This is a genomic window from Thermomonas sp. (genome assembly GCF_035369645.1).
GTDB lineage: Bacteria > Pseudomonadota > Gammaproteobacteria > Xanthomonadales > Xanthomonadaceae > Thermomonas.
Genome location: NZ_DAOOUM010000042.1, coordinates 11,341 through 22,814 on the forward strand (window position 1 = coordinate 11,341; position 11,474 = coordinate 22,814).

An 11,474-nucleotide genomic window follows, 5' to 3' on the forward strand; every position below is an offset into this window, starting at 1 on the left:
TGATGAGCGGCCTCAACACCGAGCGTTTGGTGCTGTCCGGTGGCCCGATCGGGCTGATGCAGGCGGCGCTCGACATCGCCCTGCCCTATGTGCGCGAACGCCGCCAGTTTGGCCAGGCCATCGGCACGTTTGAACTGATGCAGGCCAAGATTGCGGATATGTACACATCGCTGCAATCCAGCCGTGCGTTCGCCTATCAAGTGGCGCGTGATTACGACGCCGGCCACAAGAGCCGCATCGACGCCGCCGCCTGCCTGCTGCATGCATCCGAAGCCGCGGTGCAAGTGGCGCTGGAAGCGATCCAGTCACTCGGCGGCAACGGCTACATCAATGAATTCGCCACCGGGCGGATTTTGCGCGACGCCAAGCTCTACGCCATCGGTGCCGGCACCAACGAGATCCGTCGCATGCTGATCGGCCGCGAATTGTTTGCGGGCAATCACTAAGACTCACACCCCCCTTTCACGCCAGCCAAAGGACGCATAGACTGCGGGCAGGGGGGGCCTCTTGGACGCCAATTTTTTCGAAGCCACGCGCATATCTGCCGACACACCGTGGAAGGTGTTGATTGCCGATGACGAACCCGAAGTGCATGAGGTCACTCGCCTCGTGCTGGGGAGCTTCCGCTTTGAGGAACGCCCACTCACCTTTCTCTCCGCGTACAGCGCAGCCGAAGCTTTCGAACTGATCCAGTCACAGCCGGATATCGCGGTTCTCCTGCTCGACGTGGTCATGGAAACCGAGCATGCGGGCTTGGAAATCGTTCGTCGCATCCGACAAGAACTTGGCAACCACTGTGTACGCATCGTCCTGCGTACCGGCCAACCTGGCCAAGCCCCCGAGCAAGACGTCATCAGCTCGTATGACATCAACGATTACAAAGAAAAGACCGAACTGACAGCGGCGCGTTTTCAAACGACTCTGTTTGTGGCATTGCGTAGCTACCGCGACCTGATGACGATCGAATCTAGCAAGCAGGGCCTAGAACAGGTCATCGATGCCAGCGCGGATATTTTTTCGCAGCGCGAAAATGCCAGTTTTTCAGAAATGGTGCTCAAACATTTGTCGCGTCTTTCCCAAGGCGATGGCATTACATTGTTATGCCGCATCAATCATTGCACGACGTTGCAACATCGCTTTCCGATTGCCTTGGCAACCTCACCGCATGCGGCTCTTGTCGGTCGCGATGCCGAACAAGTCCTGCCGCCATCCCACATGGCATCACTCGATGCCGCTTTGCGTGATCGCAGCCATGTGTTTGCGGAGGATCACTACGTCCTGCATTTCATCGACAGCAATGAGCATGAAAGCTTGCTCTACATTGGTGAGGGTGGGGTAATTGGCGATGTCAACCGCAAGTTGCTGGAAGTATTTTCCACCAATATTTCGATTGCCTACAAAAACCTGCACTTGAATCAAGAACTGGTCGATAGTCAGCTGGAAATGATCTGGCTACTGGCCGGCGCCGCCGAAACCCGCTCGCGAGAGACCGCCAACCATGTCTTGCGCGTCGGCTTGCTGGCGGAGCTGCTCGGGCGCGCCGCAGGTATGGATATCAGTGCCGCCGAAAATTTGCGCTTGGCGGCCCCCTTGCATGACATCGGCAAAATCGGCATTCCGGATGCCATTCTCAACAAACCCGGCTCGCACACCCCGGAAGAAACCATCATCATGCGTTCGCACGCGCAGCTGGGTGCGCAAATGCTGGGGAATTCCAAACGACCACTGCTACAACTGGCCGCACGCATCTGCCTTGAGCACCATGAGAACTGGGATGGCAGCGGCTATCCCAGAGGACTGCAAGGCGAAGTAATCAGTTTGGAGGGCCGCATCGTGGCGCTGGCCGATGTGTTTGACGCTCTTGGCAGCACCCGCGTGTACAAAGCCCCGTGGCCACGTGAGCGTATCCGTGATTTTCTGATCGAACAAACCGGACGCAAGTTTGACCCGCATCTGATCGACCTACTGTTTGCCCGCTGGGACGATGCCGAAGCACTACGAGAGCAGTATCCAGATAGCTGACCTGCGATCATTAGCGATGCGCGAAGCGCAATATGAAGCGCGTGCCCTTCCCCGGCCCCGATACACACTCGATGCTGCCCTCCAAGGTCTGCACCACCAAGTTGTACACAATGTGCATCCCCAAACCTGAACCACCTTGGCCACGCCGCGTGGTAAAGAACGGATCATAAATCCTGCGCCGCACCGACTCCTCCATGCCAACGCCATCATCCGAATAACCGAGGATCCATCCATCCCCTTCGGCACACGCCTCGATGCGCATCTGCCCATGGCTGATGCCAACAAACGCATGATTGAGCGAGTTAGTCACCAGATTGACCACGATTTGATAGATCGCCCCCGGCTGGGTGAATACCGTCAACCCCACTGGCACATCAATCACCAACACATGCGGACTGCGCTTGAGGACAGGCTGCAGTGACACCAAAATTTCTTCCATGTAGGCAGACAAATTGATCAAGCGCGGCTGCTCGCTGGTTTGATCCACTGCCACCTGCTTGAAGCTGCGTATCATTTTGTCGGCACGCTGCAAATTGCGTAGCACCATGGCGCTGGCATCACTGACCGTCTGACTGAATGCTGCCGCTTGCGGCCCTGTAACCTGCCCATTCGCCGCGACTTTCTGAAACTGCTGGGCCTGTTGCTCCAGATGTGAGGCCGCAGTCACGCCGACCCCCAATGGCGTATTGACCTCATGCGCAATCCCAGCCACCAAGCCACCCAACGCCGCTAACTTTTCTGACTCAACCAATTGGTGCTGGGTCATGCGCAGTTGATCAATCGTACTGCTCAGCTCGTGATTGAGCAGGGTCAAATCCGCTGTGCGCTGCGCCACCCGTTGCTCTAATTCTTGGTTGACACGTTCCATGGCGTGTTCGTGCTCGCGCAGCTCCGTGACATCCACCGTCACCCCTGCCATGCGTAACGGTCGGCCGCTTGGGTCTTTTTCCACCAACCGCCCGCGTGAACGTAACCAATGCCAATTGCCATGCACATCCTGCATCCGATACGTGTTGTCAAAATCCGATTCTTTGCCACTGATGTGACGCGACAACGCCTTCGCCAGACCGTCTTGATCATCGGGATGCACCACTTTGATCAAGTCAGAAAACCCCAGTTCATTGATATTTTCAAAATCCTTGAGATGGCGCATCGGGTTGATGCGCACAAACCTTGCGGCTTGCAGATCCGCATCCCAAAACTCATCGCCGGTTCCCCACAGGGCCAACTTCAAACGTTCTTCACTTTCTTGCAGCACCGCTTGCGCCCGTGCTCGTTCCATGGCCAATTTGCGACGGTTCCAACCCCATAGGGCAAAGGGTGCCAGCAACAGCAGCACCAACCCCAAGCGCGCCCATACGGTTTGCCACCATAACGCCGCAAGATGCACATCCACCACCCGCTCAGGGCCATAGCTTTCGCCCGGAAAACGCGCGCGCAAACGCAAACGATAGTCACCCGGAGATAAATGCGGATAGCCGGCAGTGCGCTGGTTGGCGTCGGCTTCTATCCAATCACTATCCAAAGGCTCCAATCGATAGCTGTACTGCACCAACTCAGGGTCAGAATAGGTCAGTGCGGAAAAACTAAAGCCAAATCCACCCGAGCCTGCACGCAACCACAATGCATCTGACTGCTCGCCACCACCTTTGCGATACCGCCACTCCTTAACGGCGGAATTGGAGCTTTGGAATGCCCTCACATCCGTCAGTACCGGGCGATGGATGGCATCGTTGGAGAACACCGCCGCAGGATTGAAAATCGTCAGGCCACGCAAGCCGCCATAAGCAATGCGCCCATCCGGCATGACCGCACCGGAGCCAACGAAATAGCCTTCACCTTGTGCACCCGAACGTGAACTGAAATTTTGAATCAGCCCCGTTTGCGGATCCAAGCGACTGATTCCAAGCGTGGTAGAAACCCAAATTTCGCCACGTGCGTCTTCAAAGATTTGGCCAATTGCTTCTGCGGCCAGCCCCTGCTTGCGCGTATAGGTTTGCAGGCGATAGCGCCCACCTGCTACCGGCGTTAGCCTGGCCAAGCCTCCTCCCTGCATCCCCACCCACAGTTCGCCATTACGAGACTCATTGATCGATGTGATGGCGCGTGGCAGGTCGCTAGCGGGTGCAATCAATACATCGAGCAGTGGTGTCGAACGACCGCTTACCCGGTCGAGGATCGACAAACCACCCGGTCGCGCACCCACCCATAATTTCCCAGTATGATCTTCAAATACCGCGCCTATCGTTTGTCCCGGCAAACTATCGCGCCGAGTAGCATCAAAATCGTAATGCCGGAACTGCGTGCAGCCACGGCATAGGGCATCCATCCCCTTATCTTCATAACCCACCCACAACGTCCCGGCGCGATCCACATACAAGCTAATGACATTGCTATTGGTTGCATGCCCAGCAATGGCAGATTGCGATGCCAGTAATTCGAATGTGGATGCCCCTGGCCGTCGTCTGGCTAAACCCAGATCGCTGAAGCCAAGCCAAAGCCCACCATCCAGATCTCTAGCAATTGTCTGGATGCGGTCACTTGGCAGATGGAATGGGCCTTTGCCATTACTGTAAAAGCGCTCCAGCACACCACGTTCAGGGGAAAAATGAATCAACCCACCTCCACCTAACGAACCCAACCACAAACTGCCGTCAGGATTTGATAAGACCGCACGCACGCCTGTTCCGGGTAGGCCACGTGGGTCCTCCTGATCACCGCGAAACTCACGAAACGTGTCGGACCCCGGCAGATAGACATGGGCACCGCCCAACCATGTCCCAATCCAAATCAAGCCATCGCGGTCTTGCAACATCGCATGCACGCGCCCAGACGACAGTCCGTCGATGCGGTTGCCACTCCCTAACCAATGCCGCGCAACTGCTCCCTCAGTATCGATGCGTGACAAGCCGATGTAAGTCCCTAGCCAGATGCGCCCCTGTACATCGACCAACAGCGACCGCACATCGTTGCCAGCCAAACCATCTGCAGCTGTCACTTGGCGTAACACGCGCCCTGTGATGTCCAGCTCAAACGCGCCTTTACTCGCCGTGCCTACCCAGACACGCCGTGTGCTGGTTTGCAAAGCGAGCGCTTGCACATCGGAATCCTCCGCTGTAAGCGTGTCTGTAGCCCATGGTTGCACTTGCTTAAGCGCGCGACGCCAAATCAAAATCCCTTGCGTAGTACCGATCAAAACATCCCCAGTGGGCATGGGCAGCAATGCACGAATCTGTGTTTGCACAGGGAGTTCGATGGTGACAAAACGGTCATCGGTCTGACTGAACTTCTGTAGATGCCTGTGCCCGCTTGCTACCCACAAACTACCGTCTTGTGCCGATGCAAGTGCAATAACGGGAGTTGCCGCTACCGCATCATGACGGTTAAGGGCAATCGGATAGTTGAAAAAAGCCTTTCGATCGGAGTCATAGCGCCCAAGTCCCCCGGACTGGGTCCCCACCCACAAGCGGCCTTTGGTATCGGTTGCCAGCGCAGTGACGTGGTTATCGGGCAAGCTGCTGCGGTCTTGCGCATCATGGCGAAACACCCGAAACGCATAACCATCGTAGCGGTTCAAGCCATCTTGGGTACCAATCCACAACATGCCATCACCATCTTGCGCAAAGGCGCGTGCGGTGGATTGCGATAAACCCTGTTCCACCCCCAAATGTTGCAGGCGCAAGTCAATTTCGCCGGGCACCTGCGCTGTCGCAGGCAACATCCAGCTTGCAAGCATTAGCAGCAATGTCAGCCAAAGCTGTTTCATTACAACGGATTCATTGCCACTGCCTCATTGCTGTTGCCCCCTGCGTATACACAGCGTCTGTCTTGTTACCTTTATTGATGGCTGCACTCGCTAAAAACGATAATCAGCTTGCAACACCGCCATTGTGGATGCACCTAGCTGGCTTGCACGTCGGCTTATATCAAAACGAAACTGGGTGTGTTGCCGCAACCGTGCCGACAGCCCCACCCCAACCACCTGCCCGCGTTGCGCAAGCGACATGCCTTGCAGGGGTGCCCATTGGCTCAGGCCCACATAACTGGCATCCAACAGTGCCCCTTGCGTGGCCAAGGTGTGTTGCCATTCGGCACGCGCATCCATTTGCATCGGCACATCGCCCAGCCGCCACTGGCGGGCCGCACGCACCCCTGCCATCGCCTGCCAACGGCTGGCATCCCACGCATTGGCACGCAGCCCAAACCCGGTGCTGCCACGTTCATCAAACCCGGCATTGGCCACCTGCGCATAGTGCGTGCCCAAATACGGCGTCAACATGACGCCGCCAGCCTCAAACCGCCGACCCAGTTCGGCATATGCACCTAAATAATGGCCGGACAGCTGCGTTGCCACCGCATCTTGCAGATTACCCAACACAAGATTCCGTTGTATCTGTCGCTGGAAGCTACCGCTACTGAGTTGCGCCTGTAGCTGCCACGGCCCTTGCCAGCCGGCTGCATAGAATTGCAGCTCACGCTGGTGACCACGGCTGCGATCACCCAATGCGCCCAACCAGCTACTTTGCTCTTGCTTGTTGATGGCAACCCCTAATAGCGCATGTGTACCGACGCGCCAATCGTTGCCAAACATCTGCCCGCTGCTCTCCATACCCACACCATCCAGCCCGGCCTGCGCCCATTGCCCACTGCTGTTCAAATCACGGTACCAACCCCCCACTTGCTTGGGGGCCAATGCCAAGCTGTCGATACGTTGACCCAATACACGCCGACCGGCATCGATCCCTGCCAACGTCAACGCGGTGGACGCGCTCAGCAGTTCACCGGAAAGACTGCGCAATGACAGATCGGCATTGGCCTTGCTGGAGGATTGCTGCAATGCCCCGGCAGCGTCGATGAAGCTGGCACCAATCCCGCCCGGTGTTACCCCGCCCAGTTGCAAATCGATGGCCTGCATCGCCGCCTCCACCCGCACCGCCGAGGCCACGCCGATACCCTCCAACCCCATCCCGGCCACAGCCTTGGTGACGTCGATGCGGTTGATATTGAGGAAGACATTATTGGGGTCGTAAGCCAGCGATGCATCCAAGAACACATTGGGTGCCGCCTTCAACACCGAGAACGTGCCGTTGACGCCACCGCCGGCATTGAGCAAGGTTTCCTTGGTGCTGGTGGTGTAGCCACTCTTGACGCCCAAGATAGACATCGTGCCGTTGAGCGAAGCAGTACCAGACACCCGCAACGCATTGCCCAACCACACCCCCAAATTTCCGCTTGCCGATTGCTGGTAATTCCCGCCAATCGTGGTCGCCGCGTTGGCCCCGGTGAAGAAGCGCCCGTCATTGCTGATATTGCCGGCAAACGCGCCGCTACCCCATAGCGTGCCTGCACCTGCAATTGACACATTCGAAAGCAACCCCTTGCGCACATCCAGACCACCGGAATTGACCTGAGTCGCGCCACTAAACTTGCCGGCCTCGGTCAGCGTCAAAACCCCACTGCCATTTTTGATCAAGCCACCATTACCAATGATTTCATTGCGCCAAACAGAATTGCTGCTGGGGGCTACCGCAAAATCACCCCATGCAAAATTGCTCGGGCCCATGGCCGACTTGGTGACATCCAGCAGGCCCCAGCCAAATACCGGATCCACCCCGGTCGCGCCCAGATCCTTGGCACCGCCCAACAGCAACTGGCGCACTTGATCATTGCTCATATACGGAAACGCCGACCACACCACCGCCGCCGCACCCGACACCAAGGGCGCGGCATACGACGTGCCGCCTCCTTGATACAACTTGTAACTGGCGTCCCCGGTTTTGGCCTGCGGGTCGATAAACACCGTATTGCCGGGGGCCACCAAGCAATAGTTCATCGCGGTTCCACAACGCTGGGAATAACTGGTGAGCTGGTTGGGGGCGTCCGGATTCAACGCCCCCACCGTCAGCCAACCTTTTTCCAGCTGCGCATCATTGGCCAGTGTGGGCAGCCGCGCATTGTCGGAAGGGTTGTCGACATAGCGCGAATCCTCACCGCTATTGCCATTGGCAAACACCACGATGCCACCGCGATTGACCACAAAATCCTTCCACGCAGTAGCCAATTCCGTGGTCAGCGCCGGGTCCTTCCAATACAAGCCGCCCCACGAGTTGTTGATGATCTTGGCCCCCGCATCGGCCAGCTCACCATTGATGGCCTTGAAAAAATCGCCATACCCCTCGCCAGCGTGAATCTCCGTACCGGCACCCGAACCATCATCATCCGGACGCTTGTCGTTGATGATGCGCGACGACACCAAACTGGCATTCTGCGCGATGCCGCCACCCCAGTTGCCCAACTGTCCACCGCTATAGGTTCCGGTGACGGGCCGACCGGCCGCCAACGAAGCAACGGTGGTGCCGTGGCCCACCACATCATCCACACTGGTGTTGTTGGTATTGGGGTCGATATGGATGAAACTGGCCCCCACCCGCCCACTCAGGGCCGGATGATTGCGATTGATCCCGGTATCCACAAACCCAATCGTCACCCCCTGCCCCTTCAGCCCCGCACCCAGCGCCCCTGCGGCATTGGTCAAACTGAGGTGTTTGTTGATCGCAGGATCGGTGAAGGTGACCGGTGCACCCAAGACCGGCACCGCAGGCGGATTGACCACGATCGAGGCGTCATTGACTACCGTCGGTGTAAATCCTGGGCCAGTGGGTGTGGCCGGTGGCGGGTCAGATCGCACCGTGCCGCCGCCACCGCCGCCCCCACACGCCGTCAATACCAAAGCGATTGTGGTTGGCAGTATCGCCACCAATGGCCGTTGCAAGGTCTTCGCAGGTGAGAATTTGGACACGACAACCTCCATGGATGTGCAGCGCAACCCCGCACTGCGATGAAAAATATACGCCCCGTTGTAAGCCTGCCCCATCCAACACGCAATGGGGATAGCACGCACAGATGCCGCATTGCAGCAAGCCGCCACGATTCGCGCCATAATCGCCATTCCCCCGGCACCGCCGGCCCCACGGATTTTCCGGAGCTTCCCATGAGCGACGTCGTCATCGTTGGTGCCAAGCGCACCGCCATTGGTTCCTTTTTAGGCCAATTTACCGGCACCCCCACGCCCGCCTTGGGCAGCGCCGCCATCCAAGGCGCGCTGGCGCAGGCAGGCCTTGCCGCCGATCAAGTGCACGAGGTGATCATGGGCTGTGTATTGCCGGCCGGTCTTGGCCAAGCGCCGGCACGCCAAGCCTCGCGCGCCGCCGGTATCCCCGATGCCGCCGGCTGCACCACCATCAACAAGGTCTGCGGCTCCGGCATGAAGGCGGTGATGCTGGCCCACGACATCATCAAGGCCGGCTCCGCACAAACCGTCGTTGCTGGCGGCATGGAGTCGATGACCAATGCCCCGCACCTGCTCAATGGTTCACGCACGGGCGTGCGCTACGGCAGCGCCGAGTTCCTCGACCACATGGCATTTGATGGCCTGACCAACCCCTATGACGGCAAGGCCATGGGCGTGTTTGGCGATGCTGCGTGCGCCAAATATGGGTTCGATCGCGCCATGGTGGATGCGTTTTCGGCTGAAAGCGCACGCCGCGCGCAGGCCGCGCAAGCTGCCGGGACATTTGATGCCGAAATCGTGCCGGTCACGGTCAAGACCCGCAAAGGCGAGGTAGTCATCGCCAAGGACGAAGAACCCAGCAAGATCGACCTCAACAAGATTCCCGAACTGCGTGCCGCATTTGGCAAGGATGGCGTGCTGACGGCCGCCTCTTCTTCCAAAATTTCCGATGGCGCCGCCGCACTGGTGGTGATGTCAGCCGATGCCGCCGCCGCCGCTGGTGCCAAACCACTGGCGCGCATCAAAGCCCATGCCACCCACGCGCAGACCCCGGAATGGTTCACCACCGCGCCGGTCACCGCTGTTCAGAATGTGCTGGCCAAAGCCGGCTGGACGGTCGCCGATGTGGACTTGTTCGAAATCAACGAGGCGTTTGCCTGCGTCGCAATGGCCCCGATGAGCGATCTTGGCATCCCCCACGACAAGCTCAACGTGAACGGCGGCGCACTGGCGTTAGGGCACCCAATTGGCACCAGCGGTGCCCGCTTGCTGGTGACGCTGATCCACGCATTACAGGCCCGTGGCGGCAAGCGTGGCGTGGCCTCCCTGTGCATTGGCGGCGGCGAAGCTACCGCCATGGCGATAGAATTGGCATGAGATCATGCAACGCCGGACTGAAAAAAATCCGGCCAACCGCTTGACACGCGACATAAGCACGGCATCATGGTAGGGCACGCAGGTTGTGCGTGCCCAGAATTAACGACGAGGAAACCGAAATCATGTCGATCAACAAGATCCTGCTGGCGATGGCACTGGGCCTGGCCCTGACTGCCTGCAGCAAGTCCGAGCCGGCAGCTGACGCCGCCGCCGCCGCTCCGGCTGCCGACGCGCAGGCCGCTGCCGACACCGCCGCCACTCAAGCCGCAGCTGCCCCGGCAGCCGATGCAACCGCTGAAGCTCCGGCTGCAGATGCTGCTGCACCGGCTGCAGATGCCGCTGCCGCTCCGGTAGATGCCGCTGCAACCCCGGCGGACGCCCAGAAGGCAGCTGACGCTGCTGAAACGGCGGCCACCTCGGCCGAAGCGAAGAAGTAATCGAGCCGGCGGAGACATAGCCGAATCGAGTACTATCAAAGAATCGAATTAGCCGTCGGTGAGCCGGCGGCTTTTTCGTGCCCCGGGCAACCGGGAACGTCGAAAGTCAGTGAAACGACCCCCGGCCCTGGCCGAATTGCCAAGTGCACCGGCGTTGCCTGATTTACCAACCTAGCTTTTCAGTCAACCCTCTTTTTGGAGATTCACATGAACAACAAGCTTTTCGTGCTGCTCGCCGCTGGCGTCCTGGCCCTGTCGGCCTGCAAGAAGGAAGAAGCTGCTCCGGCCGCTGACGCCGCCCCGGCTGCTGACGCTGCTGCTGCTCCGGCTGACGCCGCTGCTGCTGCTCCGGCTGCTGACGCTGCCGCTGCTCCGGCTGCTGACGCTGCCGCTGCCCCGGCTGCTGACGCTGCTGCCCCGGCCGCTGCTCCGGCTGCTGACGCTGCCGCTGCTCCGGCTGCTGACGCTGCCAAGCCGGCTGACGCCGCTGCTGCCCCGGCTCCGGAAGCTGCCAAGAAGTAATTCTGGCGGGCTTCAAGCCTCTGACAAAGCCCGCTTCGGCGGGCTTTGTTTTTTTGTGCGCTGTGCTTTTCTGTTCTGCCTCAAACCGTCATTCGCTGCGGCTACAGCCCCCGCGCGCAGTTGCGGCATCCAATGCGTCAATAAACGCCGCCTCCAATGGATAACGGCCCCACCAGCCGCACTGGGTGCCAGTCAACACCCGCAGCATGTGTCCACGCACCCAAGGCAATGTTGCTGAAGGCAGAAATGCGCTGTCGCGTAGGCGCGCAAGCTGATCGTGATTGGACTGAAATAGCTGCGTCAACCAACGGCTAAACGATGTTAGG

Annotated in this window: 7 protein-coding genes and 1 pseudogene; 5 read left to right on the forward strand and 3 right to left on the reverse strand. The window is 58.9% G+C overall.

The window, feature by feature from the left end; genetic code table 11:
* Window positions 1-446, forward strand: a 446-nt coding sequence (locus PK789_RS08940; RefSeq protein WP_324308420.1) for an acyl-CoA dehydrogenase family protein, incomplete at its 5' end; no start/stop codon positions are given.
* A gap of 61 nt (window positions 447-507) precedes the next feature.
* Window positions 508-2,022, forward strand: a complete 1,515-nt coding sequence (locus PK789_RS08945) for a DUF3369 domain-containing protein (RefSeq protein ID WP_324308421.1) — start codon at window positions 508-510, stop codon at window positions 2,020-2,022.
* 10 nt (window positions 2,023-2,032) lie between these two features.
* Here the strand turns inward: PK789_RS08945 and PK789_RS08950 are convergent, their stop codons facing one another.
* Both PK789_RS08950 and PK789_RS08955 read right to left on the reverse strand, forming a co-directional pair.
* Window positions 2,033-5,788, reverse strand: a complete 3,756-nt coding sequence (locus PK789_RS08950; RefSeq protein ID WP_324308422.1) for a two-component regulator propeller domain-containing protein — start codon at window positions 5,786-5,788, stop codon at window positions 2,033-2,035.
* 90 nt (window positions 5,789-5,878) lie between these two features.
* A complete protein-coding gene (locus PK789_RS08955; RefSeq protein WP_324308423.1) occupies window positions 5,879-8,821 on the reverse strand; it encodes a S8 family serine peptidase in 2,943 nt (980 codons plus the stop codon).
* 192 nt (window positions 8,822-9,013) lie between these two features.
* Here PK789_RS08955 and PK789_RS08960 point away from each other — a divergent pair, with 192 nt between their 5' ends.
* The 3 genes from PK789_RS08960 (at window position 9,014) to PK789_RS08970 (ending at window position 11,148) form a co-directional block, all read left to right on the forward strand.
* Complete coding sequence (locus tag PK789_RS08960) at window positions 9,014-10,189, forward strand: thiolase family protein (RefSeq protein WP_324308424.1); 1,176 nt, start codon at window positions 9,014-9,016, stop codon at window positions 10,187-10,189.
* Window positions 10,190-10,311: 122 nt separating this feature from the next.
* Window positions 10,312-10,626, forward strand: a complete 315-nt coding sequence (locus PK789_RS08965; RefSeq protein ID WP_324308425.1) for a hypothetical protein — start codon at window positions 10,312-10,314, stop codon at window positions 10,624-10,626.
* Between the two features lie 207 nt (window positions 10,627-10,833).
* A complete protein-coding gene (locus PK789_RS08970; protein ID WP_324308426.1) occupies window positions 10,834-11,148 on the forward strand; it encodes a hypothetical protein in 315 nt (104 codons plus the stop codon).
* A gap of 88 nt (window positions 11,149-11,236) precedes the next feature.
* Here the strand turns inward: PK789_RS08970 and PK789_RS08975 are convergent.
* A pseudogene (locus PK789_RS08975) lies at window positions 11,237-11,474 on the reverse strand (hypothetical protein); the annotation flags it as partial.